This window comes from uncultured Mesonia sp. (assembly GCA_947499595.1).
In the GTDB taxonomy this organism is placed as follows: Bacteria; Bacteroidota; Bacteroidia; order Flavobacteriales; family Flavobacteriaceae; genus Mesonia; species Mesonia sediminis.
Map to the genome: position 1 here is coordinate 1 of CANMOY010000004.1, position 24,960 is coordinate 24,960.

Below are 24,960 nucleotides of genomic sequence, written 5' to 3' on the forward strand. Positions count from 1 at the left end.
CTGCTATTTTGTGGGAGAGTATGTCGCCGCCTTTTTTTAAAGCACTTATCGAAAGATAGGTGCTTTTTTTTTGTTTACACTAGTTGGGTAGCCCCGCGAATGGCTGTAAGCTCTCTGGGTTGATATCCACTGGTTTTTCATACTACGTCTTAGCGGCTTGTGCTTAAAGGAGGTTATAGAATAAATGATCAGCTTTTTTTAAGTGCTAAAGGATCATTAGCTTTAGCCCAGCTAAGGCTTAATACTTAATAAACCTATAACAACAACTCAGCTGTTGGGTATGGCTTATAAAAACCGACTAGGTTGAATGATGCGTTTGTAATTTTTGCGTTAGGGATAGAGCGGCTTGTTTAAGCTCTTGCGGGCCATATGCCCGCAAAGCGAGTAGCGAAAGCCCGACCTTTTTTCTATAAAAAGGTAACGCCATAAAGCATTTTTACTTTAATTAGATATAAGCTGGCTGATTATTACATTTTATAAATTTTATTCTATAAAAAAATCTGCCGAAGCAGATTTTTAATTTATATAATGTTAGTGATGTATTTTAATTGGCGGCAGTTATATTTCCCCCACTACTGGTATCTTTATTTAACTTTTTCGGAGTGCCGGTATAAGTTATATTTCCCCCACTTGAAGCTTTAGCTTCTAAACTGTTATTTACTTGTATACGGATATTTGCTCCTGAGCTTGCTTCTATTATAGCTGTTTTGGTATTTAATTTCTTGGCGTTGACATTTGAACCGCTACTCGCAATGCAATTTATGAAAGTTGCGCTTCCATTCAGGTTGGCATTTGCACCACTACTTAATCCCAGGTTTAAACTATCTGTTTTAATTTGGGCTTTTGTTAAAGATCCGCTAGCTAAGGAAAGGGTTAATTTAGTATCATTTATGGAACTAGGATCAAAGGATAATTTTATTCCGCTACCTGTTTCAATTTTCCCTAATTTTTTACTGTGGAAGATGGTGATCTCTTTGCTGTCGGCATTACCAATATTATTTTTGGCAGCTATTTTTAGACTACTTTCTTCTAATTTGTAAGTGAGCAGGTCAATTAAATTTTGGTTTGCGACAATTTTGATAGCGTTTTTATCCGCTTTTTTTAAAATAACCTTCCAGCCATTGGCCAGGCTTAAGCTTTTAAAATCTTTTCCTAATTCAATTGTTTTTTCATCCACTGTACCCTCTCCAGTCACTCCGGTTTTGAAATCACATGAAATGCAAAATGAGAGACCAAGGATGAGGGCTATGTAAGTAATATTTTTCATAATTTTTGGTTTTTTTGGTTTGGATTGGCTATAGAATCTTTTAATTTGTTATTTAAATTTTTGTTATTCTTGTTACAATTTATGCAAATTAATTCATTATTAATTAATCTTAAAAATTTTTCTTCTTCTCCTGAATGCAATAAATCATTTTTCCAAGTAGGATTTAAATGAAAGCTTTGAGTGGATTTATCTGCAAACAAGACCATATTTTCTGGTATTAAAAGATGGACTTCTATTTTTTGTTGTGCGTGTTTTTCGGCTAGTTCTGTTGTGAAAAAGCTGTCTAGGTACAACTGTTTTTCGCTTAGGCTTAAATTGTAGTGTATGGCTTTTGCTTTTTCAATTGCTTTTAAGTGATTGGTCGCATTTGCTTTTTTTAGAATTTTTACTTTCGCTACGCTGTCGTGGGACTTCTTAACGATTAGGTTAATGTCTTTAGAAAAGATAAAGCGATCCCCTTCATTATTTGTTTTTATTCCTAAACCGCGCTCACGTTGGATGCTTTCATTTAAAAAGGGATGACCTTTCATGGTGAGATACAAAGTGTCTGAAGGTTTAAGGTTTAAGTTTTTAGTTGTTATGTACTCTTGACTAATTACTTGCTTGCTTACCTGTCTAAGCCCTAAAAATACTGCCGTGAAAATCGCTATTATCCAAAGTATCAATAGCCCATATTTTGTTGTTTTGCCAACATTTGTATCTTGTTTTCGGCATATTTTTATTCCTAATATGAGTAGAACAATTAAAGGGATTGCTATTATCATATAAAGGGTTAGGCCGGCAATCCAGATGGGGAGTCCAATATCAACCATTTCAACATAGGAGAACCATTGTGCATCTTGAAACCCAAAGGCCAAAAAACTAATAAGGGTAAACGTTAATGCAATTAATCCTAAACTAGTAAGGGTTATTAAAATGTACCCTAGTATTTGGACTAAAATTCTAAAAGTATTTTTTATACCTAGACTAAACTTTTCAAAAAAAAGACTGCTTTTTCTTCGTGCTTTAGTACTTAAATTCTTGTAATCAACTTCTTTAAGTTTATCGGAGACCTGATGAAATTTTTCTTTTACTTGTTTTTCAATGTTGCTTATGTTTACCTGTTCACCAATCATGTGTAAACGTTGTGTAGCCGATTTAGCCTCAGGAATAAAAATCCAAAATGCAATATAAACCAAGACCACAGTACCAAAAGAAGCTATGGCCAATGCGATGAATAGTAATCTGAACCAAATAGCATCTATTTTAAAGTAATGCTCAAGTCCTGAACAAATACCTCCTACGTATCCATTTATGGTGTCTCTATACAATTTCTTTATAGGTTTTTCGAAAGATTGATTTTGTTGTTGGTGTTCTTCAGATTCAATTTGGTAATCTTCGGGTTGTCCCATTACCTTTATAATTTGCTCAATATCATCAACGCTAATAATTCGACCGGTTGTTTTTTGATTTTCAATAAGTAGTTCGGCGATTCGGTTTTCAATATCACTAATTATTTCTTCACATCCAGGGGTGTTTTTAAAAGTGTTCTTTATGCTATCAAGATATTTTTTTAATATTAAGTAAGCAGGCTCGTCGATATGAAATAGGATTCCGCCTAGGTTTATGTTGATGGTTTTATTCATAGCTATTGTTTTTGTTTGTAATTGTATTTACTGCTTTTTGTAAGTTATCCCAAGTAGAGGCTAATTCTTCTAGAAAGACAGCCCCTTTTGTTGTAAGTATGTAATATTTTCTTGGAGGGCCACCAGTTGACTCTTCCCAGCGATAGGTTAACAAGTCAGCATTTTTTAACCGATTGAGTAATGGATAAATTGTACCTTCCACTACAATTAGTTGCGCCGTTTTTAGATTTTCAAGAATTTCTGCAACATAAGAATCCCTTTCTTTCAATATAGATAAAATGCAGTATTCAAGAACACCTTTGCGCATTTGGGCTTTGGTGTTTTCAATTTTCATAATTTAAATCTGTTACTTTCATTAGAATTTTACTTTTCTTGTTATGCAAATATATATATAAAAGATAGTAGTTTGCAATACATAGTAGTAGAATTAACATTTTGCAGAAACTTTAATTCGATGAATTTTTATTATTTTCGAGAAAAGGAAATAATGCTCACCCCTAACAAGATAAATTTCTATACTTTTTTTAAGTTGCCAGCCGCTTGGTGGTCTGGGGTGCGAGTAGCTATCTTAACCTCTAAGACTTGCACAACTTATGTACGTTATGGTTGGCGAAATCAGAATCCATTTAGGTCGATGTATTTTGCAGTTCAAGCGATGGCAGCCGAATTGAGTACTGGAGCCTTAATATTGAAACATCTAGAGGAAAATGACTTAAAGGTTAGTATGTTGGTTTTAGGTATGAAATCAAAATACTATAAGAAGGCGATAGGTAAAATAAAATTTATTTGCTTAGATGGCGATAAAATAAACCATAGCTTGTTGGGTTTAGAAGAAAAAAAATCTAAGTGCACGTGCATCTTAGAATCCAATGCCTATAATGAAAGTGGAGATTTGGTGGCTAGTTTTGAATTTGAGTGGACTTTTAAATTAAAATAAATTCTTGCATTGGCTAGTGGTTTTGGGATAATTTGTTTATCTTTAATTTAAATCTCTAAACAATCAAGCCTATTGATGATATTTTTACTTGTCTTTAAAAAGTTATATCATGTCTAAATCCATGTTTGATTATACAAAAATGATCTTGAATAAGGTTAGCTTTGATCCGGTGCTTTTTTGTAAAGAAGTACAAAAAGCTGTTTCTAGATTATTACCTCATGAAATAGAGGAGCTAAGAAATTTTATTTTGCGCATCGCCTTGCAAAAACCAGAATTAAAACAATCTTTAATCTACTTAGATTAGTAGGTTGGAATAAACTGTAATAGATTGCCTAGAAAAGCAATTTATTACAGTTTATTTTTTATGTATGGGACTAATAATCTTAACATCTTGAAATTGTATTGCTCCTTTAATGATACCACTTATTACTTGTTGTAAAGCATCAATTATTTGCATTTTTAATTCACTTTTATAGTAAATTAAGCTAATGGCTCTTACGGGAACGGGTTCTTTAAACATTTTTAGATTATCTTTTTCAGATTCACGAAGTTTTAAACTATGCAGGTAGGGAATTAGCGTCATTCCTAAGCCTTCATTGGCTAGACTGATTAAAGTTTCGAAACTCCCGCTTTGTAGTTGGTAGTTTTTCAGATCATTTCGTTGTGAAGTTTTGCACAGATTTAAAACACTTTCTTTAAAACAATGACCGTCTTCGAGTAATAAAACGTCATCTATATCTAATTGATTGGCTAAAATATTTTCGTGTTCATGTATTTTATGATCTTTGGGTGCATAAGCCACAAACGGTTCGTAATATAAAACACGTTCGATTATATTTTCTTGCTCTAGGGGGGTGGCTGCAATTGCTGCATCTAAATGGCCATCTTTTAATTTCTTTATTATAGCCGATGTGTGTAATTCTTCAATTTTTAATTTTAGTTTACTGTATTTTTGTGTAAAAGATTTTAAAAACATAGGCAATAGGGTAGGAGTGACCGTTGGTATCACCCCGAGCCTAAATTCACCGCCAATAAATCCTTTTTGTTGATCTACAATATCTTGTATGCGATCACTTTCATTGACTATATTTCTAGCTTGTTGAACAATTTTTTGCCCCACCTCTGTTAACTCAATAGGTTTCTTGCTACGGTCAAAAATCTGGACTTCGAGTTCTTCTTCTAATTTTTGAATCTGCATACTTAAAGTAGGCTGCGTCACAAAAACTTTTTGTGCCGCTTTAGTAAAATTTTTATGTTCGGCTACTGCCAATACATAATGAAGTTGGGTAATTGTCATTGCAAGTATATTAGATTACTAGTCAAAATCTATAAAAAAAATCTATAAATAACAAATTTAATATTTTTAACTCTTATAGATGTAGTTTCTGTTATTTTTATAACAAATGTTTGGCTTTGATTTCTAAATACTTGTTAATGGTATTTATGCTTAAGTTTTGTGGATTGGTTAAAACACATTGAATTCCGTGCTTGCTTAATTCGATTTGCATTTGCTTTTTCTCTTGAATAAATTGAGCAGCAATAGTTTGTTCATAAATTTCACCTAAGTTTAAAGCTCTGTATTCTTTAAACTTCTCAAGTTCTGTATTATTAAAGAAGATAACCACCAAAACGTGTTTTTTGTTTAACGCTTTTAAATAGGGCAGTTGCCGTTCTAATGCAGAAATATGTTCAAAATTAGTATACAATAGCAATAAACTACGCTGACTTATCTTTTTAGACACGTGTGCGTAAAGTGCACTAAAATCACTATCACGAAAATTGGTGTTTATTCCATATAATCGTTCTAAAATTTGCTGTAACTGCTGTTTAGTGTTTTTTGCAGGCAAGCTAATCTTAACCTTATCTTCATACGTAATTAAACCAACCTTATCTTTTTTCTTAAGTGCAATATTGCTTAAAGCTAAGCTGCTGTTTATGGCATAGTCAAGCAATTTTAAACCACTAAAAGGCATTTTCATCACTCGGCTGGTATCTATGACACAATAAACAGGCTGTGATTTTTCATCCTGGTATTGGTTTACCATTATTTGGTCTTGCTTGGCAGTAGCTTTCCAATTAATGCTTCGAATATCGTCACCTATTACATATTCCTTTATTTGTTCAAATTCAAGGGTATGACCAATACGCCTAATTTTTTTAAGTCCTAAATGGGCGTACTTACTTTGTAACGCAATAAAATCATATTTTTTCAACTGTTGAATAGAGGGGTAGACCTTAACCGTTTGATTATGAGCAAACCGAAATCTTTTTTTGATTAAGCCAATAGGACTAACTACAAAAATATTTATAGCTCCAAATTTATACACACCTCTTTGCGTTGGTAATAAACTATAATTTAAAAAAATGTGTTCCTTGGGGGCGATTTCTACTTGTTCATAAAAGTCTCTTTTCTGAAACTGAAAGGGTATCTCATCTATAACCGATATTTTAATTTTAAAATTGTATAGACTTTTAATTTTTATTTGAATTTTATTTACATCTCCATTTGACAATTTATCGTTAAGCAGTCTCTTAGCCTCAATAGTATTGTTGCCTTTATAGTGCAGTAATCCATCTGTTAAAACAACTAGCAAAAAAGCTAAAGTGAATAACCAGGTTATTGGATACAGAATGGTAATCCAATAGCTTATAAAAAAGCAAAAGGCCAAACAAATAATGATATAAAAAAAGCGTTTGCTTAAATACAAAGTGCCAAAGAACTCACGCATCTACCTGGGTATTTCGGTTGATTGTACAATCATATCTATTACATGCTTGGGAGAAAGCCCTTCCATTTCTCGTTCTGGCATTAAAATTATACGATGTCCAAGCACAGGCTCTAAAACACGTTTTACGTCTTCGGGCATAACAAAATCTCGGTTTTGAATGGCCGCTAAAGCCTTTGAGGCTTGCATAATGGCTAGAGATGCCCTAGGTGATGCTCCTAAAAACAAATGACTGTGACTGCGCGTTTTGTGGACAATTTCAGCGATATATTTAATAATTTTTTCCTCAAGTTTTATTTCCTGTAATTGTGTTTTTAAATTGCTTAAAATCTGCGGGTTAAGAACTGAATTTATTAGCGTTTCTGGTTGTTTTTCTTTACGGTTATGATGGCTTTCAATAATTTTGATTTCGTCTTCTAAACTTGGATAATCTACTTTTATTTTAAATAAAAATCGATCTAATTGGGCCTCAGGTAAAGCATAGGTTCCTTCTTGCTCTACAGGATTTTGAGTAGCTAAGACCATAAACGGATGCGTTAATTCATAAACCTCACCATCCATACTTACTTGCCTCTCTTCCATAACCTCAAAAAGGGCGGCCTGAGTTTTAGCAGGTGCTCTATTGATTTCATCAATCAAAACAATATTAGAGAAAATAGGTCCTTTTTTAAATTCAAAAGCATCACGTTTGACATTTAAAATTGAGGTACCCAAAACATCACTAGGCATCAAATCTGGTGTAAACTGAATTCGACTAAAATTAGTGTTTATGGTTTTGGCGAATAATTTAGCGGTAATAGTTTTTGCAATACCGGGTACACCTTCAATTAAAATATGCCCATTGGCTAATAGACCCACAATTAATAACTCAATAAAATCTTCTTGACCAACGATTACTTGATTAAGTTGAGTTTTAATAGCTTTTACCGATTCATTTAAATCTTCGAGCGGTATACGCGAATTGAAGTCTAATGCTTTATTCTCTATGCTTTTGTTCTCTTCCATGGTAATTCAATTTAAAATAATAGATTAGTTTGTATACTTTCTCCAGTTCTTCTGCACTGCAAATACTTTGATTTTTATAGGCGTTCAATCGATTAATTAGGTGCTCACATTCCTCAATGCTAGTTCCTTTTTTGGCTGCTATTTGTTTTAGATTAGGGCAATCTACAGCTGTAAATATAATGTGCAATTCTTCTCGTAGCCAAGAGTAGAAATAATTGATTTGTTTTTTTACTATTTCTTGGTGTTCTTGCTTTTCTAGATATATACCCGCAATGGTTTTTGTGTAATTATAGGTTTGATTGGTTAAAACCGGTAAAATAGGTATACTTCTTTGTGTGCGTTTGCCTTTAAAAATAACAAATAAGATTAGGCCTAATAGTATAAAATAATAGCTCCACTTTAAATGTTTGTTTTCTAAAAATACATAAAGTAAAGAGGTGTTGGCAATGGTTTTATTTGTAGAATAGTGATTATCCCAATACAGCTTATTTTTTAAATTCAATTGGGTTAATACTGAATTGGTATAGTACTGATTTTCTTTTTTATCTAATAAAAAATAATTGGTAAAAACATGGGGTGCCAAGTGTAGTAGTAACCTACCTTTTTCATGCTTAATAACTATAAAGTTTACAAACCGCTTGGATTCCTTAGACTCATAAAAAGCTTTTCCTAAAGTTGTATAGGTTAACGAATCGGGTTTTGAAAAATACCGAATAGGTGTATCCCGATTAAATTGGGCAAAACTTGCCCTATCTTCTGGTTTGGTTGTTTCATAGCGCGGAAAGTGTAATAGAGCATCTGATTTAATTTCACTTTTTATTTTTAAATTTAGAGTGTCTAAAAAGCCCTGGCCAAAATTATAAGCGCTTAAAAAAGCAGTGTTGCCCTTGGCTACCCAATTTAATAATTTTTTGGTTTCAGCTTTTTCAAATGGCAAGTTATTAGCAATATAAATCGACTGTTCTTTTTTCGATTCTTTATCTTGTAAAAATTCAAATACCGAAGTGTTTATCTCTTCAAACGAATCAGCTTGTTTTTTTAATTCTTGGTAAGTAATAAAAGTACCAAAAGGAATTTTATCTAATTTAGATAGCGTTGAAGTCCAATTTACAGGTGGCTTTTTTGTGCTTTCTAAAAGAATTAAAGCGCTAAGTATAATTAGTAAACTAACCAGAAGTGTTTTCTCTCTATTTTTCATCTTCTAGTGGTTTTAAATATTCTAAAATGTCTATAAATGTATCTTCAGCTTTACGGAATTGCTCTAGGTTTATTTCAAAGTTTCCATACCAGATATAATCATATAACCGAGTAGCTTCTTTAAATAGAAGATGTAAATTATTGTTGTGTTCTAAAGAAATTAAATAGTCTTCGTTGGTTTTTTCTGGGCTGTAGGTTATTAATTTATTTTCTTGTAATTCTTTTAAAGTTTTTAAATAATAGTAGCGAGTAGCTAGCCTGTATTTTTTTTGTCGAATAGCCTCTTTTATTCGGTTTAATATGGTGTTGCTTTTAATTATTTCCTCTTCACTTTCAAAAATTACTTCTGATTGATTTTTGGCTTTAAACCAATATAGCCCTGGATTTAATTTATAAAACAACCAAATTATAAGTCCCAATAACCCTGCGCCTATTAAGAACGGATATATTCTAATTAAAACAGCCATTATACCTTGGGCACTTTCTTCACCAAATAACCATTTAAAAAAACGAATTAAAAGGCCGTTAAACCAACGTTTAATCTTACCCCAAACATCCAGACTTTCTTGACTTTCGCTATAGTCAAATGATTTATCTTTTTTATATTTTTCTAGGCTTAGACTATCTATTACTGCATACTTTTTCTCTTGTTGATTAATTCCGCCTTGAGCTAAAACAATTAGAGATTTATTATACGAATCACTAGTTAGAAATCTTATGTTTGCCCGGATCTCTATAGTAGTAAGTATAATTAGACTTGTTATGACGTATAAATGCTTTATTTTATAGGGCATTTAAAAATTTTAAAGTTGATTGATTTTTTCTAACGTCCCAGTTTGATGCTTGCGCTCGTGCAAATTAAAATAAACAAAGACCACACATATCAATTGTAAAGCATAAAAAAGATATTGAGCTGTACTACTTATTAAATTCAGTGCGATATAAACGGTATCAACCAAAGTTGAAGGATCACTAATACTTGCCGTTTTGCTAATCAATAGTGTTTTTACAACGGTATAAATGATAAGCGGTAATTGGAAAACAAAATTCATAAAATAGACTAAAATAGCCATAACAAAAAGAGCTAAGAAAGAATTCCACCAATTGTTTTTTATCAAAGAGAAACAACTACTAAAAGCTTCTCCTATTTCTTTTTCTTGAAAAGTATATACAGAAAATATAAGCGATAGTGGTACGGCTAAATAAATTCCTGGAATAATACAAGCTATAAAACCAACAAATATTGTTAATCCGATAATAATCTGCATACCCAAGAAGCTAAGCCAATTTTGCTGCACATTTTGTTTAATTTTGTCTAGATCTACTTGACCATTGTGTGCTATATACGATTTGATATAATAGTTGATAGTGGCGGTAAAGAAAGCATAGAAAACCAAGCTACTCACCAGCAATAAAAGTCCAGATAAAATAAGCCCCCCAGTTAATCCATTGGCGTTTATAAGGCTCATTCCAGTAGTACTATTATTCGCAAAATCTCCTAGACTAAAATCGCCTGCTTCATATACATAATAACCCGTTACAGCTAGGAGTAAAATGAAATATGGACCACAGATTTGCCAAATTGCCTGAAAAAGTGATTTAAAGTTGTTACGCACAAATGAGAAAGTGTCGCTTAGTATTTCACCAATTTCTCGGCTTTTTTTAAATTGGGTAACGGGTTTTGTTTGCATTTTTATTTTGTTTTTTATTTAATTGAATGGGATAAATAATATAGTAGTAGAAAATAAGCGCAAGCGAGCCTAAAATAATGAATAGCGCCAAAGCATCTGGCATTTGGGTTTGCCTGGTTATAAAGCCTTCTAAAAATCCGGCAATGATAAAAAAGGGTATTGTACTGATAACAATTTTAACTCCTTCTTTAATTCCAAATATAAACGATTGTAGCCGGGTGTAAGTTTTGGGAAATAAAATGCTTTTTCCTACCACCAAACCTGCACAACCAGCAATTATAATTACAGCTATTTCTATGGTGCCATGAATCCAAATGGTCCTGGCCGACTCCCATAACAGGCCCTTGTCGTAAAAGAAATATTGAAATGAACCGAGCATTAGGGCATTCTGAGCCAAAACAAACAAAGTGCCTATTCCTAATAATATGCCTAAAGAAAAAGCCATTAAACCCACTCGTATATTATTTAGGGTAATGCCTACAAACATATCTACTTCATTCATTTTTTTGTAGACTGCCATAGGGTCTTCATTCTCTATATTTTCTAAAGTCATATTCACATAAGCATCTCCTAAAACTGCGCGTACAAATGCACCATCTTCAGCAGCTGAATATGCACCAATAAGACAAAACATAAGAAAAAATAAAAATGTAAAAAGCAAACTACTATGGTGCTTTTTAAAAGATAAAGGGAATTCTTTTAAATAAAAAGAAAAAATACGACCACGAGATTCTTTTTTTGTCCTGTATATTTTTTGATGCGCTTTTACTGATAGCTCATTCAGATAGGTCAGTGTGTTACTATTTGGGTAAAAAGTTTGCGCATAACTCAGATGATCGGTTACCTCCATATACAAGGAGGAAAGTTCATTTGGAGAAATAACCTCTTTATTATCAATAACATTTTCAAATGTTAACCATTTGTCTTTATTTTGTTTTATGAAGGCCGCTTCTCGCATAATTTGTTTTAGGTCTCAAAGTAACATATTTAATGGATAATTATCAAATTCAAACCGCTCAAAATGTAACCATCAATCAAAATCTCGCCAATCTGGGAGAGCGGTGCTTAGCCTATTTTATAGATTACTTGATTCTTGTAGCCTATGGTATTCTTACTTACTTGTTACTGAGCTATATTGGTATAGGCTTCGATTATATGTGGGCCTATATGGCCGTTATCGGCTTGCCTGTTTTTCTGTATCACCTTCTACTTGAAACTTTCAATAACGGTCAATCTTTAGGTAAAATGGCTGCCAACATAAAAGTAGTAAAATTAGATGGGAGTGCACCAAGGTTTTCAGATTTTCTAATTCGTTGGCTTTTGCGAATAATCGATTTTTCATTGACCAGTGGTGGCCTTGCCATTTTTTGTTTTTTGTTAAATAAAAAAGGGCAACGGTTAGGAGATATGGCGGCAAAAACTACAGTTATTTCAGAACGAAAGCGAGTAAGCGCACAACAATTAATTTACAGCAAAGTGCCAGACACTCACGAAGTGAAATATCCAGAGGTGAGTTTATTAAACGATAAGCAGATGCAAGAAATTGGCCGAATCTTTCGAACGGCCGAAGTAAATATGCAAGATCAAGTTTTAGAGGCTTTAAGCAAAAAAACTGCACAATTAATGGGGGTGACTCCTAATGAAAGTCCTAGTATTTTTCTAGCCCAAGTACTTAAAGATTATCAATATTTTACACAAGGTTAGTATGGATTTTCAACTTTATTTAGATATTTTAGGTACTATTGCTTTTGCAATTTCGGGGGTGCTTACAGCTATGAGAAAACGTATGGATGCGTTTGGCATATTTATAATTGCCTTTATTACGGCCGTAGGAGGGGGGACTCTGCGCGATATTTTAATTAAAGCGCCTATTGCCTGGATGCATAACCTTACTTATTTGTACGTAATTATAGCCAGTACGCTTTTTGCCGCTGTATTTAGGTCTAAACTGATATATTTTAGACGTTCATTATTTCTCTTTGATACTATTGGTATAGGTCTTTATACCGTAATAGGTATGCAAAAGGCAATTATGCTAGAGTTGCCGGCTCCTATTTGTATAGCGGTGGGCACTATAAGTGCTTGTTTTGGTGGAGTGCTACGCGATATTTTATGTAATGAAATTCCTATAATTTTTAGAAAAGAAATTTATGCAACCGCGTGTATAGCGGGAGGTCTTGTGTACTTTGCATTAAATTATATAGGGGTGTTGGTAAGTTTTAATGCTATAATCGCAGGTAGTGTTGTGATTGTGGTTCGTCTACTAGCTGTGATTTTTAAACTGCAATTACCTTCTATATATCAAGCAGATGAAGCCAGCGATTAACGGATTACCTCTGCCTTAATGAAAATGTTTTTGATAGGCCATTCGCTTTGGTCAACTGGTACTGCAGCAATTTTATCGACTACCTGCATTCCTTCCACCACCTCTCCGAAAACCGTATGATCTTTATCTAAATGATGTGCGCCACGTTGGCTTTGTACTATAAAAAATTCAAAAGGAGAGGAAGCTTTACTTACATTTTGTTCACTATATTTGGCAGCAGAAAAAGCACCTCGTTTGTGGGTATACTTCTTTTTGATTTCGTTAGGGATTAAATAACTTCCAATTTTAGCCCTAAACTTATGCGTTTCTTGAAGATCGCTATTTCCTCCCTGTACCACAAAACCTTGGGCCACTCTATGAAAAAAACTAGAATCAAAATATCCTAATTTAACCAGACGAATAAAGTTAGCCCGGTGCAATGGGGTGTCGGCATACAGATTTACCTTAATATCACCAAATTCTGTAGTAATTTTCACCAGTGTTTCAGGGTTATTTGAGCCGTATTTTCTTAAAAATGGTTTCAGCTCTTCTTGTGATAAGGTTTTAATTTGATCTAGATCTGTACTGATATTATTTCCACCTTTAGGTATTTTGACGGCTTTAAGTAAGCTATCTCTTTTCTTCTGTTCGCGTTTTTCTTTACGGATTTGTTCCGTATCTTGTTCAACCGAAGTAGATTTATTTTTTTGACAAGCACAAAGAGATAAAATCAAAAAACTAAAAATAAGGCGTAATGACATTTTCTATTTTTAAAGATTCAATTTCAAAAGTAAATAAAATTGAATTATTGGGTTGGGAGGCACACGTTAAAATGATTCCAGACTTTAGAGAAAAAGAATTGAAAAGATACCCCGTAAAAAAAGAAAACCACCGTGAAGCTGCTGTGTTAATTTTGTTTTATCCTGATCAAAAAAACCAGACCAAGCTGGTACTTATCTTACGCAAAACGTACAAGGGCGTACACTCGGCACAAGTAGGCTTTCCTGGTGGGCAGGTAGAACCTCAAGACTCTTCTCTACAAGAGACAGCCTTGCGCGAAACCCACGAAGAATTGGGTGTTTCTCCTAAAGATGTTGAAGTGATTAGTCGTTTAAGTCATTTGTACATCCCGCCTTCTAATTTTTGGGTGTACCCATTTTTAGGGATAACAAATAAAACACCCCAATTTGTAAAGCAAGAAACCGAAGTTGAAGATGTTATCGAGGTTAAACTGAGTGATTTCTTAAATGAAGACAATCAAATAAACGCTTCCATTCATACCAGTTATGCCAAAAATAAACAGGTTCCTGCTTATAATTTAAACAACCACATAATTTGGGGAGCTACGGCAATGATGCTGAGTGAGCTTAAGATGTTAATAAAAGCGAGTCTATAAACACTTCTTTTTGTATATTTGCCCCTTGTAAAATTGAGAAATCATTATGGGATTATTCAAGAAAAATCCTTTTGGACATATATTATTTTTAAAAAAATGGCTTATCCGTATAATGGGTGCCTTAACGCATAGCCGTTATCGCGGTTTCAATGAATTACAGATTGAAGGCTCAGAAATTATAAGGCAGTTGCCCGACACTAAGGTGCTTTTTGTTTCGAACCACCAAACCTATTTTGCAGATGTTGTCGCCATGTTTCATGTTTTTAATGCTAGCTTAAGCGGGAGAGAGGACAACATTAAAAACATAGGCTACTTATGGAACCCGAAACTCAACCTTTATTACATTGCTGCCAAAGAGACAATGAAATCTGGACTCTTGGCTAGAGTTTTGGCTTACGCCGGATCGATATCTGTAGAACGTACGTGGCGTGCAAAAGGAAAAGAGGTTAATCGGCAAGTGAAAATGAGCGATATTACCAATATCGGAAAAGCGCTTGATGACGGGTGGGTAATCACCTTTCCGCAGGGTACCACAAAACCTTGGAAACCTATTCGTAAAGGTACCGCTCATATTATTAGAAAATACCAACCCATTGTAGTGCCTATTGTGATAGATGGGTTTAGGCGGTCTTTTGATAAAAAAGGTATTCGTATAAAAAAACGTAATATCTTGCAATCTATGGTAATAAAACAACCATTAGCATTTGATTATGAAAACGATTCTGTAGAAGAGATTATTCGTAAAATTCAAATGGCGATAGAGCAAGATCCTTCTTTTCTTAAAGTTATTCCAGAAGAAGAACTCAAAGCACAGGAAGAATTGAATGAAAAAAGGCGTTGGAGTTATAAAGAAAAAGAATAAATAATAGCTGTTTTATAGGGTTTAGGCACGGCAACCAATAAAGATTAGAGTTTCTAATTTGAGCATTAAGCTATATATGATTAGCTATTAAAGCGCTACAATTTTATTTTTTTAGCGAATGCTTTTATAAGTCTATTTTCTTTAGATTCTCATAATTACGTTTTAGCTTACGTAAAAGAATTCCGTAAAGTAAGGTATATACAAGCCACACCAGTAATAATGCCACCCCAATAAATAAAATTCCTACTCCAATTACAATAAGCCCGTTAATTCCTGAAAGGTTTAAATCTGTTTCTGGCATGGGATATTTTAGGCTGAAGATAAAATACAATATACTACTAAGTCCGGTTGAGATAAGTATGTATATAATATAATAACGTACTGTCATTCTGGTACGCAAAATTTTCTTCATTAAAACTCGGGTACTATCCTGTGGAGTGATTTTTTTATAGTTATGGTAAAATAAATAGATAAAAAATAGGGTTATCGCATAACTTGCTACTAGCAGAATTTGCGTAACCGTTTTTAGATGCAGATGGGTTACCAATTGCCAGTATTCATCATCAATGAACCAAATACTAAGGGCGCAACTCAATAAAAACTCTACAATACTAATGATAAATATGGTGCGTATGAGGCTATTGGATCTTTTATAGACCATTTGCCTAAGCTCCTCAATTTTATATTGTGGTAAAGCCTTTTCTTGCTTTTTCCAATCTTTTTTTAATAATTCTAATTCTTTCATTCTAGCTGCTTAGCAAACTTTTTAATTTACGTTTAATACGTGTCATTTTTACACGAGCATTGACTTGACTCACCCCTAAGGTTTCGGCGATCTCTTTATAATCTTTTCCTTCAAGGTATAGCAGCACTAAAGCTTTATCGATATCATTTAATTCCTTAATCGCGGCATACATAAACTTGATATTCTCTTCGGTTGTAGCGTCATATTCCTCAGCCTTAACTTTAAAACTAATCTCGGCTATATCTTGGGTTGCGATTCTTTTTTTAGACTTCCTATAGAGGGTGATGGCCGTGTTAAGTGACACACGATACATCCAAGTGGTAAACTTTGAATCTCCTCTAAATTTTGGGTATGCCTTCCATAACTGTATGCTTATCTCTTGAAATAAATCTTTGTGTGAGGCTTCATCGTTTGTATACATCTTACATACTTTATGTACTATATTTTGATGCTTTTCTAGTTGCTTTAGAAATTCTTTTTCTTGAGCCTTGGTCACAGGTGCTTTTTATTTTGATTAGTCGGTTTAATGGGCTAAAAGTTACAGATAAATATACTAATTTATAAATTCGCTAACATTCTAATTTTTAGGATGCTTTAAATTTGTGTAAATTGTAGAATATGATTGTACCTCAAACTAATTTACCTCGAGTGGTTGTTGTTGGCGGTGGTTTCGGCGGTTTACATTTGGTAAAAAAGCTAAGTAAAACCAAGAATTTTCAAATAGTAATGCTTGATAAGCACAATTACCATACTTTTCAGCCCCTACTATACCAAGTTTCAACCTCTGGGCTAGAACCAGACAGTATTGCCTATCCCCTACGAAAAACCATAATAAATGCACCTAATACTTATTTTAGAATGGCGCAAGTAGAAACTATAGATGCACAACATAAAACTTTAAAAACGAGCATTGGTAGTATAGATTATGATTATTTGGTTATTGCAACGGGCTCTAAGACCAATTACTTTGGAAATGAGAACATAGCAAAACACGCTATGTTTATGAAAACGGTTCCGCAGGCCCTTAACATTCGTAGTTTGATTTTAGAGAATCTTGAGCAAGCTATCATTACCTCAAACTTAGAGAAAAGAAAAAGTTTGCTCAATTTTGTTATTGTTGGAGGCGGTCCTACGGGTGTAGAATTATGCGGTGCTTTGGCAGAATTAAAACGCAGTGTCATTCCTAAAGATTACCCCGATATGAATATGGATGAGATGCAAATTCATTTGCTCGAAGGGGCAGATCGTGTTTTACCTCCTATGAGTAAAAAGGCTTCTAAAGATGCTCAAACTTTTTTAGAAAATTTAGGGGTTCAAATTCACCTTGAGACTTTAGTTAAAGATTATGATGGCGAACAAGTTATCACTAATAATTCGTTGCGCTTAGAAACAGATACTTTAATTTGGAGTGCAGGGGTTACGGGTAACCCAATAGAGGGTTTAGGTGAAGAGGTATTGGTAAAAGGGAATCGTTATAGGGTAAATCATTTTAATCAAATTGACGGCCATGAGTCCATTTTCGCTATAGGAGATATTGCTCAAATGAGTGCAGAGGGGTATGAAAATGGACACCCTATGGTAGCACAACCAGCCATACAGCAGGGCGAGCACTTGGCAAAAAACTTAGTGAATCTGGTTAAAGCCAAAACACTTATTCCGTTTAAATATAGAGATAAAGGTACCATGGCTACCATAGGAAGAAATAAAGCGGTAGTAGATTTAAAGAAAGGTAGTTTTAGTGGCTTCTTTGCTTGGTTGGTTTGGATGTTTGTGCATCTATGGTTTTTAGTAGGTTTTAGGAACCGAATTGTCACTTTCTTTAATTGGGTTTACGCCTATATTTCTTTTGATAAAGCAGCCCGTCTTATTATTAGACCATTTAAATCAGTAAAAAAATAAAGGGTAGTTTTATTTATCTTTTTTTAAAACTAGCCGTTTTAAAACAGGTATTTTAATTAATCCGTAAAGGGCAATAGTTGTAATTCCAGCAGCTGTACCTAACCCGCCGCCAAAACCATTAAAAAAGGAACTGGCATTTAGATATAAAATGCTAAAAATGAATCCGCATATAGCGACTTGAAAATATTGAGGCAAAACACGATAATTTACCATGCCAACAAAACTTGCTCCATAAAAAACTAAGGCAAGCTCATAAGCAATAGGGGCATTACAACTTTTTTCGACTATAAGAGCAATAACACCTACGGCCAAACTGGGTAGGGCCGAAGCTTTTATAGCGTCTAGTTGGTGCTTTCGACTTAAATAATAAGGCAGTAAAGCGCCAAAAATACCTGCAATAGAATAAAGTATTAGCATTTTTTAGGTGGTTAAAAAATTAATGAAAAGAGCGTAGGCTACCCCTGTAAAAGCAAGTGTGCCGAGCTTTCCCCCAAAACCATTTAGCCAATTGCTAGAGAAGCAAAAATATAATCCGCTTATAAAAGAGGCTAGGGCAATAAAAGAGTAATCTTGCGATAAAGTATTACTATCCATACCTATAAATGAACCACAGTACACGGCTAATTTCAAATTGTTTATATCTATATATTTTGAAGATTTATTGGGTATAAAACTAACTAAACTACCTAAACCAGCCGAGCTTACTACGGCTCCCAAACCCATTTCTAGATTTAGAAAACTGGTTAATAATGCGGCTCCCATTAATCCGAAAATATTGGTAAATCCTATTAGGATAAAGGTTAATTTTCTTAGAAAAAAGTAGGCGTAGGCTAAGCCTATTAATAGACAAAGAGCCAAACAAAAAACTGCTGTAAACCAATTGTTGTTCTCATCGATTATTATATGATAGAGAAATAGGTACTGGATTAAAAAAACACTTAATAAAGCAATTAAACTCAGGTTTTTAAGCAGAGTTTTAAAAAAAATATTGAATTGCTGTTGATGGCGCAAGGTGATGGTTTTTATTGTATTAATTATCTAACCGATTTTCGTTAAATGCCGAAGGTAGTAATTGTGGAATAAACTTTATTAATATTGGTAATAAAACGCTTCCACCCGGTAAAATAAAAATAGCTAATGAGGGTACCGTTTTACAAATATCTAGTAATTGGGTTTTAACTTTTTTGCGTTCTGCTAAACTTAATTCAGAATAAGTAGATTTACCTAGCAGGCCAACTAGCTCTTTACTTTCTGTAAGCTCTTGTAAAATTCTAGATTTGTTTCTTAACACCAACAGCTTTACCATTCTGTTTGTATTTTGATACAAATTGTTTAAGGCATTAGACTCTTGAAAATAACTTATTTTGTCACTAAATAAATTAAAAAAGTCATGCATAGCCCTTAAAGCTTCGTTTACGTGTTGCTCACTTAAATTTAATTGTCGACCCAATTTAAATATGTAGCTTCTTTCGTCGTTATCAATTTCTTCATCATTAAAAACCGTTACACAAGCTATATCCATTAAGTAAAGCTTTTCTATAAAATCATCTGTGAGGTGACCCGTGAAATTTTGTTTCTGGTTGAGGTCTAGTGCTAAAAAGCGAAATGAATTCTTTAAAGTTTCTAGAATTAAATGGTCATATTTGTTTGGGTTGGTTTTGGCTTTAAACGATTTATATACTACCTGAGCGATTAATTTTTCGAAATTTTTATAATAGTTATTGGTGTTTTGCGGATTGGTGAGGTATTCTTGAAAAGCAAGAATATCAATAAATAAAAGGGCATTGGTAATTAATCTACTTAGGTTTTTTTTGAATACAGAATTGTTAATTTGAATGCGCTCTTGTATAATTCCTTCGAGTTGCGATGCTGGGTTGGTCTTAAGTTTTAAAAAATGAAAATAACTTTTTGGAGCTTCGTTGATACCAGCATAAAAGCCAAGTACATCTTCATAAAACGCTTGTTGATTTAAACACTTCTTTTGATAAACATAAACGTAAGCTAACGACTCTAATAAATTGATTTTTGTTAATTCTTCACTGCTAAAGCTAAGTTTACTGCTTATAAAGCCCGATAGGGTTTTTAGGTTATTCGCATATATAAATCCGGTGCTACGCAATTGGATATAAAAGCGCTCTGGGGATTGCTTAAAAAAGAAATCTTTGTTTTGGAGGTTGTGGAGGTGTTTATTAACCCACCCAGACGCAGAAGGATTCATACTTGTGTATTAATGTGATATGGGGTAAAAATAAAATAAAAAAAAAGGCTACTCCAAAAAGTAACCCTCTTTTTAATTACTTAGAGGTTAATTTTACTCCTCAAGCATAATTGTCCTCTTAACAGGGTTGTAGGGGCTATTAATCATATTATTTTCTTCATCTAAAAAGTTTAGTTCGATTGTATTTTCACCCATTTTTAAACCTTCAATAACATAAGGTACCCATTCAGTAATCATAAATTCTTGACCGTTAATTTTAGCTTTTATTTTATACCCTTCTTTACTTAAATTGGCATTAACTAAATAAAAATCAAGCAGTATACGCTCAGTGTCTTTACCCGAATAAGTTCCTTTAGGTCGGCTATAAAACAAATGCGGTTCATCTAAGTTGATATCTAACTGGTTATCTGATGTAATTTCTCCTACCCTAATTTTCTTTAGTATAAACGCATCCTTGTTTTTAACAGATTCGTGATAAGAACGTGATAAAAAGGCTAATACTGTATGTTCACCCGCTTCTAGATTTTTTGAAAACTGCTCTTCATAATGGGCCGAGTACGGATTGTTATTTAAAATAAAATGTACGTGCTGTCCTTTTTTAGAGTTTGCAAGTCCTAGATCCTGAGCGGTTGCGGTAGGTACGCCTAATTCATAATTTTCGACTTTAAAAGAAAAAATATTATCTCCAGCTTCAAGGATGTTAGTTTCAGGAATTTTCATTTGTAATTTAGCATTTTCAAATTTGGGTGAATTTTGAAGCTTAGTTAATTTAATAGCATCCGTGACAACGGTAACTTGCTCTTCCTCCTGAGTATCCTTTAATTCCTCGTTTTTTGTCGTTTGATTGTCTTTACATGAGGTAAATAAAATCAGTAAAATAAAATTGAAAATTAAAATTGTATTTTTCATAATAGTACTTTTTTATAAATTTAAAAAGTATGTCGCAAACACTCAAGATATTGGTTTGCAGTTAACAAAAGTTTAGGGCTATATCATAATATTTAAAGCTTTTTGTTCTATTTTTATTTCAACTGAGCTTGCTTTGCCTAAATACTCACCATCAATTTGAAAGTCTGTAGGAGTCTCACAGCAAATTTTAGCTTGCTGACAAGAGATAATTTCTAAAAATGAAGAATTATAACTTTTTTCATCTCTTAAGGTCTTAATAATCTCTTTTATATTCAACTCTTTAAAAATTAACAATTCAAAATAACCATCATCAATAATCCCTTCCGGATTTACTAAAGCTCCGGTTCCGTACCTTCTACTATTAGCAATTCCAAGCATAATACCTCGCCTAATTAATTTCTGCTCATTGATTTTAATGCTAAAACTTTGTGGATTTTTATTATTTAATAGGGTAGGGATACCCGCAAATAGGTAACCTAGTTTACCGCGAACGCTGGACCGCTCATAGGCCTTTATAAGTGCTGCATTAATACCTAAATCGCTCATGTGCAGGCATAGATTGCCATTTATAAACAAGGCATCAATCTTTCTTGTATTTTGTCCTAACGCAACGTTAATACTAGCGTCTATAGTAGTAGGTAGCTCTAAATCTGTAGCTAAGCCATTGGCCGATCCTAGCGGGATAACTCCTATAGGAATTGAAGTATTCAATAGGCATTCTGCCGCTAATTTTACAGTGCCGTCACCTCCTGCGACCAGCACTTTATTATATGTATGCTCTTGTAAATGTTGTTTAAGACGCTCTAAGTCATTTTTTCCAGTGGTTTTAAAAATGTTTAACGTATTGACTTTTTTACCTAATTTATTTTTTAATACTTTTAAAAAGTTACTTTTATCAATATCACCACTTATTGGATTTAAAATGAGTAGTATAGCCATACGTGCCTAATTTTAATTTTAAAGTTAGTTATAAAATTTGATACATCATCTTAATAATATCTTTACGGAATGCCAAAAGATTTAAAAATTTATAGAGGTTACGCCAACCAAAGAAAGATTTTGATAATGGGCCATGTGTTTGAAAAAAGTACGCCAGATATATTTAAATTAGATCGAAAGGGTTGGAAACATGCTAGACAAGTTTTTCAAATGTTTAGAGTAAAGACATTGGCTAATATCTCAATTACCATAAGTTTTGGAAATATTAGGCAAACGACTAAGACGCTAGACGACGGGCATTTTCGAGTGATGATACCCTATGAGAAAAGTTTAAGCTCTGGGTGGCATACTTTTAAGGTCACAGTGAATGATGAAAAACAGACACTAAGTAAAAAAGGAGAATTTATTAAGCCTTATCCAGGCGAATATGGTGTTATTTCAGACATTGATGATACTTTTTTGATTTCCCATTCGAATAGTTTTTTTAAAAAACTTTATGTTATGCTTACTAAAAACTTATACAAGCGAAAAGTTTTTACTGGGGTGGTTAATCATTATAGAGAACTCGAAAAACTAGGTAGAGAGGATCAAAATAAACACAATGCTTTTTTTTATGTGAGTAGCAGTGAGTGGAATTTATATAATTTTATAAGTTCCTTTACGGATTTGCATAGGCTGCCAAAAGGTGTATTTCAACTAAAAGCGATTAAAAATGGTTTACGGGATTTTATTAAAACAGGCAGAGGTGATCATCAACACAAGTTTTATAAAATTAGACATATAGTTGAGTTTTATCCCGAATTACAATTTATATTATTAGGTGATGATTCTCAAAAAGATGCGCAAATTTACCAAGATATAATAAAGATTTTTCCGGCCAATATATATGCTGTTTACATCAGGCAAACCAATCAAAGTAAAAAAGGAAATATTAAAAAAATAATTGAAAATATAAGTACACTAGGGGTGCAAGCTCTATATTTTAAATCAAGTAAAGAAGCTATTGAACACAGTCAGAATAAATTATAAAAAAACACCCCAAAATTTGGGGTGTTTTTAAATTTAATCCTTAATCTAGCTCGCTACATTATGTATTTTAGCTTTTGCCTCTTCAGTCAGTTCTTCACCTTTATTATTTGTTAAAGCAGCATTCTTTTTTGCTTTTAATGCTTCTATTTTATGCTCGATAGAATTTTTTACGCCATCAACTTTCTCTTTAGCACCTTCTACATAACCTTGAGTAGAACTTGCAATCTGCTTTCTAGTGTCTTTTCCTTTTTTTGGGGCAAATAATAAACCTGCTGTGGCTCCAGCTAGAGCACCCGCTAAAACTCCTAATACTACATTTCCTTTTCCTTTACTCATAATTGTTTGTGTTTTTTATTTATCCAAATATACAACAAGGCTTTGTGATTAATTTGTTTTTGTCGTTAATCTATATTTAAAATTTAGTTCAAAATCATTAAAAAATTAACAAATCGATTATTCTTGAGTATGTTGGTAACGAGAAGTAGGTAAATGAGCACCCGCATCTAGATTTACGAGATAGGTAATAAGCTTTTCTCTCAGTCGGCAATGAAAATCCCAGGTATGACTCGCATCTTTGGCACTGCATAGTGCTCTTATTTCAATGGTTTTTTCATTTGCCTCAACTACCTGTACCTTGGGAGGATGTTCGCCATCCCAATCATCATCTGCTTCAACAAGTTCTCTAAATTTTGCTCTAATTTTATTTACGTTCACCGTATAATCTGCATGAATTATAATAGGTCTAATTTGATGCGCATTGGTCATGGACCAATTTTCAAATACATTTGAAACTACATATTTTAAAGGGACTACCAAACGTCTCAGGTCCCAAGTACGTACAACCATATAGGTAAATTGAATGTCTTCAACATAGCCCCAATCATCTTTTATTATAACAGTATCACCAATTCTTGCAGGTTTGGTAATGGCTATTTGTATACCTGCAATAATATTTCCTAAGGTACTTTGGGCTGCCACACCAATGATTACGGTTGCCACTCCCGCAGAAGCTATTAAAGAAATGCCTAATCGCTCTAATGTTCTAAATTGAGATATTATAACGGCAACTCCCACAATAATTACAACAAAGGTAATAACTCTTCTAGCTACCGAAATGTAGGTTAACATCATTCGTGCCTCAGAATTTTCTTCTGGATTAGTATCGCCTATTCGGTTTTCTGCAATATGCACCATAATGTAGTCTATTAATTTCATAATTAACCACGTGATTGAGCCTATCACAACAATCAATAATATCGTATAAAGAGTACTGGCATACCTTCCTGTAAAAGAAATCAATTCATTTAAAAGAATATAAAAAAATAGAATACCCATGGTGATGCCAGCAGGTTTACTTAATTTTTTCGCAATGCTTTGTACCCAAATTTTATTTGACTTGATTAATCCTTTTCGGATTACAAAAATGAGTAGCCTACCCAAAAAATAAGAAATAAAAAGAATGCAAAGCGTGCCAATTGGTTTCCAGATCGGGGTATCCCACAATTGTACTCGTGCCCAATTGGGCATCATTCGGTCTAATTTTCTGGGGCCATATTCGGCGTATAATGGTTCTATATTTTCAACCGTATTAGAAGAAATTAGCCAAAAGGCTCCATAATGTTTGTACTTAACTCGTTGCACGCGTAACACTATGTTTCTATTATTCAGTTTTACCGCGCCAAAGGCTACACTGCGTCTAGGTTTACCCGCTACTGCTTTATTAGTTGTGGTTGAAAAATCCAATTGTCCGTCGGGTCGATCGGCCAGGTTATCCCAGTCAATCTTCACTCTTTGCTTGAGTACAAAATGAAATTTTTCGGCTAATATTGCAGCCTCTTCTATAGTCGTAGTTTTTGGTAATAGGTTTAAATTAAAGGTATATGCGGCTTCTTGGTATTTCCCTGCTTCGGCTTTGGTTAGAAAATGTTCTAATGCTGCTTGCGGGGTCTCTAAATTGATTTGATTTGGAGGAAGCCCTATGCTGGTGTTAAGCCTGTCTAAAATGAAGTAAGCCTCATTGTATTCACTTATAGGGTTGGCTAAAAACTTACTCTTTGCCGTGTCTACTACAGATTTTGCTCCAGGCATATTGTAAATAGTGTCTTCATTTTTTTCATTGCTTTGGGCGAAGGAAAAAATGGAATATAGTAGAACGGATATAATGCTTAAATAGAAATTATTTTTCATAGTTTCAAATTATCATTTTAAGC

Annotated in this window: 28 protein-coding genes; 8 read left to right on the forward strand and 20 right to left on the reverse strand. The window is 33.5% G+C overall.

From position 1 onward, the window contains the following. Positions 1–544 precede the first annotated feature (544 nt). Genes ACH2AZ_RS05695 through ACH2AZ_RS05705 form a run of 3 tightly spaced genes read right to left on the reverse strand, consistent with a single transcriptional unit; the run spans position 545 to position 3,226 of the window. Positions 545–1,267 carry a head GIN domain-containing protein gene (locus ACH2AZ_RS05695; RefSeq protein WP_394907042.1) on the reverse strand — a complete coding sequence of 241 codons (723 nt, stop codon included), beginning with the start codon at positions 1,265–1,267 and terminating at the stop codon, positions 545–547. Continuing rightward, positions 1,264–2,892, reverse strand: a complete 1,629-nt coding sequence (locus ACH2AZ_RS05700; RefSeq protein ID WP_394907043.1) for a PspC domain-containing protein — start codon at positions 2,890–2,892, stop codon at positions 1,264–1,266. Before ACH2AZ_RS05700 ends, ACH2AZ_RS05695 begins: the two co-directional genes overlap by 4 nt. Continuing rightward, positions 2,885–3,226, reverse strand: a complete 342-nt coding sequence (locus tag ACH2AZ_RS05705; protein WP_379046183.1) for a PadR family transcriptional regulator — start codon at positions 3,224–3,226, stop codon at positions 2,885–2,887. Before ACH2AZ_RS05705 ends, ACH2AZ_RS05700 begins: the two co-directional genes overlap by 8 nt. 120 nt (positions 3,227–3,346) lie before the next feature. On the opposite strand from ACH2AZ_RS05705, the gene ACH2AZ_RS05710 reads away from it, so the two are divergent. Beyond that, entirely contained in the window at positions 3,347–3,829 is a 483-nt protein-coding gene (locus ACH2AZ_RS05710) for a DUF4442 domain-containing protein (protein ID WP_394907044.1), read from the forward strand. Positions 3,830–3,938: 109 nt separating this feature from the next. Further along, positions 3,939–4,133 carry a hypothetical protein gene (locus ACH2AZ_RS05715; RefSeq protein ID WP_147862844.1) on the forward strand — a complete coding sequence of 65 codons (195 nt, stop codon included), beginning with the start codon at positions 3,939–3,941 and terminating at the stop codon, positions 4,131–4,133. A gap of 51 nt (positions 4,134–4,184) precedes the next feature. On the opposite strand, the gene ACH2AZ_RS05720 is transcribed toward ACH2AZ_RS05715, so the two are convergent. The 7 genes from ACH2AZ_RS05720 to ACH2AZ_RS05750 form a co-directional block, all read right to left on the reverse strand. Next, positions 4,185–5,126: a LysR substrate-binding domain-containing protein gene (locus ACH2AZ_RS05720; RefSeq protein WP_394907045.1), complete on the reverse strand. Its 942-nt coding sequence runs from the start codon at positions 5,124–5,126 to the stop codon at positions 4,185–4,187. A 97-nt stretch (positions 5,127–5,223) separates the two neighbouring features. After that, positions 5,224–6,423, reverse strand: coding sequence for a DUF58 domain-containing protein (locus ACH2AZ_RS05725; RefSeq protein ID WP_394907046.1), 1,200 nt, complete (start codon positions 6,421–6,423; stop codon positions 5,224–5,226). Positions 6,424–6,558: 135 nt separating this feature from the next. Further along, the gene (locus tag ACH2AZ_RS05730) at positions 6,559–7,560 is read right to left on the reverse strand and encodes an AAA family ATPase (protein WP_394907047.1); all 1,002 of its coding nucleotides are present in this window, start codon (positions 7,558–7,560) and stop codon (positions 6,559–6,561) included. Further along, positions 7,532–8,758, reverse strand: a complete 1,227-nt coding sequence (locus tag ACH2AZ_RS05735) for a DUF4350 domain-containing protein (RefSeq protein WP_394907048.1) — start codon at positions 8,756–8,758, stop codon at positions 7,532–7,534. Before ACH2AZ_RS05735 ends, ACH2AZ_RS05730 begins: the two co-directional genes overlap by 29 nt. Further along, positions 8,748–9,551 carry a DUF4129 domain-containing protein gene (locus ACH2AZ_RS05740; RefSeq protein ID WP_394907049.1) on the reverse strand — a complete coding sequence of 268 codons (804 nt, stop codon included), beginning with the start codon at positions 9,549–9,551 and terminating at the stop codon, positions 8,748–8,750. The genes ACH2AZ_RS05735 and ACH2AZ_RS05740 overlap by 11 nt, the downstream gene beginning before the upstream one ends. A gap of 9 nt (positions 9,552–9,560) precedes the next feature. Next, entirely contained in the window at positions 9,561–10,448 is an 888-nt protein-coding gene (locus tag ACH2AZ_RS05745) for a hypothetical protein (protein ID WP_394907050.1), read from the reverse strand. Further along, positions 10,420–11,406 carry a stage II sporulation protein M gene (locus tag ACH2AZ_RS05750; protein WP_394907051.1) on the reverse strand — a complete coding sequence of 329 codons (987 nt, stop codon included), beginning with the start codon at positions 11,404–11,406 and terminating at the stop codon, positions 10,420–10,422. The genes ACH2AZ_RS05745 and ACH2AZ_RS05750 overlap by 29 nt, the downstream gene beginning before the upstream one ends. Before the next feature lie 32 nt (positions 11,407–11,438). Between ACH2AZ_RS05750 and ACH2AZ_RS05755 the strand changes: the two genes are divergently transcribed. Together ACH2AZ_RS05755 and ACH2AZ_RS05760 are read left to right on the forward strand one after the other, a co-directional pair. Continuing rightward, on the forward strand, positions 11,439–12,152 hold the full coding sequence (locus tag ACH2AZ_RS05755; protein WP_394907052.1) for an RDD family protein: 714 nt from the start codon (positions 11,439–11,441) through the stop codon (positions 12,150–12,152). Between the two features lies 1 nt (position 12,153). Next, the gene (locus ACH2AZ_RS05760; RefSeq protein WP_394907053.1) at positions 12,154–12,774 is read left to right on the forward strand and encodes a trimeric intracellular cation channel family protein; all 621 of its coding nucleotides are present in this window, start codon (positions 12,154–12,156) and stop codon (positions 12,772–12,774) included. Here ACH2AZ_RS05760 and ACH2AZ_RS05765 read toward each other — a convergent pair. Next, positions 12,771–13,514, reverse strand: coding sequence for a peptidylprolyl isomerase (locus ACH2AZ_RS05765; RefSeq protein ID WP_394907054.1), 744 nt, complete (start codon positions 13,512–13,514; stop codon positions 12,771–12,773). The genes ACH2AZ_RS05760 and ACH2AZ_RS05765 overlap by 4 nt on opposite strands. Here ACH2AZ_RS05765 and ACH2AZ_RS05770 point away from each other — a divergent pair. Together ACH2AZ_RS05770 and ACH2AZ_RS05775 are read left to right on the forward strand one after the other, a co-directional pair. Then, on the forward strand, positions 13,508–14,149 hold the full coding sequence (locus tag ACH2AZ_RS05770; RefSeq protein WP_394907055.1) for an NUDIX hydrolase: 642 nt from the start codon (positions 13,508–13,510) through the stop codon (positions 14,147–14,149). The genes ACH2AZ_RS05765 and ACH2AZ_RS05770 overlap by 7 nt on opposite strands. A gap of 46 nt (positions 14,150–14,195) precedes the next feature. Next, a complete protein-coding gene (locus ACH2AZ_RS05775) occupies positions 14,196–15,011 on the forward strand; it encodes a lysophospholipid acyltransferase family protein (RefSeq protein ID WP_394907056.1) in 816 nt (271 codons plus the stop codon). A gap of 124 nt (positions 15,012–15,135) precedes the next feature. On the opposite strand, the gene ACH2AZ_RS05780 is transcribed toward ACH2AZ_RS05775, so the two are convergent. After that, positions 15,136–15,756 (reverse strand): hypothetical protein, encoded by a 621-nt coding sequence (locus ACH2AZ_RS05780; RefSeq protein WP_394907057.1) that lies wholly within the window; start codon positions 15,754–15,756, stop codon positions 15,136–15,138. Position 15,757: 1 nt separating this feature from the next. Then, a complete protein-coding gene (locus tag ACH2AZ_RS05785) occupies positions 15,758–16,252 on the reverse strand; it encodes an RNA polymerase sigma factor (protein WP_394907058.1) in 495 nt (164 codons plus the stop codon). A 122-nt stretch (positions 16,253–16,374) separates the two neighbouring features. On the opposite strand from ACH2AZ_RS05785, the gene ACH2AZ_RS05790 reads away from it, so the two are divergent. Further along, the gene (locus ACH2AZ_RS05790) at positions 16,375–17,655 is read left to right on the forward strand and encodes an NAD(P)/FAD-dependent oxidoreductase (protein WP_394907059.1); all 1,281 of its coding nucleotides are present in this window, start codon (positions 16,375–16,377) and stop codon (positions 17,653–17,655) included. A 9-nt stretch (positions 17,656–17,664) separates the two neighbouring features. Here ACH2AZ_RS05790 and ACH2AZ_RS05795 read toward each other — a convergent pair whose 3' ends face one another. The 5 genes from ACH2AZ_RS05795 to ACH2AZ_RS05815 all read right to left on the reverse strand — a co-directional run bounded on the left by ACH2AZ_RS05795 (position 17,665) and on the right by ACH2AZ_RS05815 (position 21,721). Then, entirely contained in the window at positions 17,665–18,072 is a 408-nt protein-coding gene (locus ACH2AZ_RS05795; RefSeq protein WP_394907060.1) for a hypothetical protein, read from the reverse strand. 3 nt (positions 18,073–18,075) lie between these two features. After that, positions 18,076–18,666 carry a hypothetical protein gene (locus ACH2AZ_RS05800; RefSeq protein WP_394907061.1) on the reverse strand — a complete coding sequence of 197 codons (591 nt, stop codon included), beginning with the start codon at positions 18,664–18,666 and terminating at the stop codon, positions 18,076–18,078. Between the two features lie 19 nt (positions 18,667–18,685). Beyond that, complete coding sequence (locus ACH2AZ_RS05805) at positions 18,686–19,873, reverse strand: LETM1-related biofilm-associated protein (protein ID WP_394907062.1); 1,188 nt, start codon at positions 19,871–19,873, stop codon at positions 18,686–18,688. Positions 19,874–19,966: 93 nt separating this feature from the next. Next, the gene (locus ACH2AZ_RS05810) at positions 19,967–20,782 is read right to left on the reverse strand and encodes a hypothetical protein (protein WP_394907063.1); all 816 of its coding nucleotides are present in this window, start codon (positions 20,780–20,782) and stop codon (positions 19,967–19,969) included. 78 nt (positions 20,783–20,860) lie between these two features. Further along, positions 20,861–21,721, reverse strand: coding sequence for a diacylglycerol/lipid kinase family protein (locus ACH2AZ_RS05815; RefSeq protein ID WP_394907064.1), 861 nt, complete (start codon positions 21,719–21,721; stop codon positions 20,861–20,863). Positions 21,722–21,790: 69 nt separating this feature from the next. Here ACH2AZ_RS05815 and ACH2AZ_RS05820 point away from each other — a divergent pair, with 69 nt between their 5' ends. Next, positions 21,791–22,750, forward strand: coding sequence for an App1 family protein (locus ACH2AZ_RS05820; protein ID WP_394907065.1), 960 nt, complete (start codon positions 21,791–21,793; stop codon positions 22,748–22,750). Positions 22,751–22,795: 45 nt separating this feature from the next. On the opposite strand, the gene ACH2AZ_RS05825 is transcribed toward ACH2AZ_RS05820, so the two are convergent. Both ACH2AZ_RS05825 and ACH2AZ_RS05830 read right to left on the reverse strand, forming a co-directional pair. Then, positions 22,796–23,086 carry a YtxH domain-containing protein gene (locus ACH2AZ_RS05825; protein ID WP_394907066.1) on the reverse strand — a complete coding sequence of 97 codons (291 nt, stop codon included), beginning with the start codon at positions 23,084–23,086 and terminating at the stop codon, positions 22,796–22,798. A 117-nt stretch (positions 23,087–23,203) separates the two neighbouring features. Then, on the reverse strand, positions 23,204–24,937 hold the full coding sequence (locus ACH2AZ_RS05830; protein ID WP_394907067.1) for a mechanosensitive ion channel family protein: 1,734 nt from the start codon (positions 24,935–24,937) through the stop codon (positions 23,204–23,206). Between the last annotated feature and the right edge of the window lie 23 nt (positions 24,938–24,960).

Excerpts from the sequence above, each read along its gene's own strand:
- ACH2AZ_RS05740 (WP_394907049.1), bottom strand. The coding sequence starts at position 9,551 with ATGCCCTATAAAATAAAGCATTTATACGTCATAACAAGTCTAATTATA.
- ACH2AZ_RS05805 (WP_394907062.1), bottom strand. The coding sequence starts at position 19,873 with ATGAATCCTTCTGCGTCTGGGTGGGTTAATAAACACCTCCACAACCTC.
- ACH2AZ_RS05830 (WP_394907067.1), bottom strand. The coding sequence starts at position 24,937 with ATGAAAAATAATTTCTATTTAAGCATTATATCCGTTCTACTATATTCC.
- ACH2AZ_RS05770 (WP_394907055.1), top strand. The coding sequence starts at position 13,508 with ATGACATTTTCTATTTTTAAAGATTCAATTTCAAAAGTAAATAAAATT.
- ACH2AZ_RS05820 (WP_394907065.1), top strand. The coding sequence starts at position 21,791 with ATGCCAAAAGATTTAAAAATTTATAGAGGTTACGCCAACCAAAGAAAG.
- ACH2AZ_RS05750 (WP_394907051.1), bottom strand. The coding sequence starts at position 11,406 with ATGCGAGAAGCGGCCTTCATAAAACAAAATAAAGACAAATGGTTAACA.
- ACH2AZ_RS05815 (WP_394907064.1), bottom strand. The coding sequence starts at position 21,721 with ATGGCTATACTACTCATTTTAAATCCAATAAGTGGTGATATTGATAAA.
- ACH2AZ_RS05760 (WP_394907053.1), top strand. The coding sequence starts at position 12,154 with ATGGATTTTCAACTTTATTTAGATATTTTAGGTACTATTGCTTTTGCA.
- ACH2AZ_RS05735 (WP_394907048.1), bottom strand. The coding sequence starts at position 8,758 with ATGAAAAATAGAGAGAAAACACTTCTGGTTAGTTTACTAATTATACTT.
- ACH2AZ_RS05790 (WP_394907059.1), top strand. The coding sequence starts at position 16,375 with ATGATTGTACCTCAAACTAATTTACCTCGAGTGGTTGTTGTTGGCGGT.
- ACH2AZ_RS05710 (WP_394907044.1), top strand. The coding sequence starts at position 3,347 with ATGAATTTTTATTATTTTCGAGAAAAGGAAATAATGCTCACCCCTAAC.
- ACH2AZ_RS05755 (WP_394907052.1), top strand. The coding sequence starts at position 11,439 with ATGGATAATTATCAAATTCAAACCGCTCAAAATGTAACCATCAATCAA.
- ACH2AZ_RS05715 (WP_147862844.1), top strand. The coding sequence starts at position 3,939 with ATGTCTAAATCCATGTTTGATTATACAAAAATGATCTTGAATAAGGTT.
- ACH2AZ_RS05745 (WP_394907050.1), bottom strand. The coding sequence starts at position 10,448 with ATGCAAACAAAACCCGTTACCCAATTTAAAAAAAGCCGAGAAATTGGT.
- ACH2AZ_RS05700 (WP_394907043.1), bottom strand. The coding sequence starts at position 2,892 with ATGAATAAAACCATCAACATAAACCTAGGCGGAATCCTATTTCATATC.
- ACH2AZ_RS05825 (WP_394907066.1), bottom strand. The coding sequence starts at position 23,086 with ATGAGTAAAGGAAAAGGAAATGTAGTATTAGGAGTTTTAGCGGGTGCT.
- ACH2AZ_RS05705 (WP_379046183.1), bottom strand. The coding sequence starts at position 3,226 with ATGAAAATTGAAAACACCAAAGCCCAAATGCGCAAAGGTGTTCTTGAA.
- ACH2AZ_RS05775 (WP_394907056.1), top strand. The coding sequence starts at position 14,196 with ATGGGATTATTCAAGAAAAATCCTTTTGGACATATATTATTTTTAAAA.
- ACH2AZ_RS05795 (WP_394907060.1), bottom strand. The coding sequence starts at position 18,072 with ATGCTAATACTTTATTCTATTGCAGGTATTTTTGGCGCTTTACTGCCT.
- ACH2AZ_RS05720 (WP_394907045.1), bottom strand. The coding sequence starts at position 5,126 with ATGACAATTACCCAACTTCATTATGTATTGGCAGTAGCCGAACATAAA.
- ACH2AZ_RS05780 (WP_394907057.1), bottom strand. The coding sequence starts at position 15,756 with ATGAAAGAATTAGAATTATTAAAAAAAGATTGGAAAAAGCAAGAAAAG.
- ACH2AZ_RS05810 (WP_394907063.1), bottom strand. The coding sequence starts at position 20,782 with ATGAAAAATACAATTTTAATTTTCAATTTTATTTTACTGATTTTATTT.
- ACH2AZ_RS05765 (WP_394907054.1), bottom strand. The coding sequence starts at position 13,514 with ATGTCATTACGCCTTATTTTTAGTTTTTTGATTTTATCTCTTTGTGCT.
- ACH2AZ_RS05695 (WP_394907042.1), bottom strand. The coding sequence starts at position 1,267 with ATGAAAAATATTACTTACATAGCCCTCATCCTTGGTCTCTCATTTTGC.
- ACH2AZ_RS05730 (WP_394907047.1), bottom strand. The coding sequence starts at position 7,560 with ATGGAAGAGAACAAAAGCATAGAGAATAAAGCATTAGACTTCAATTCG.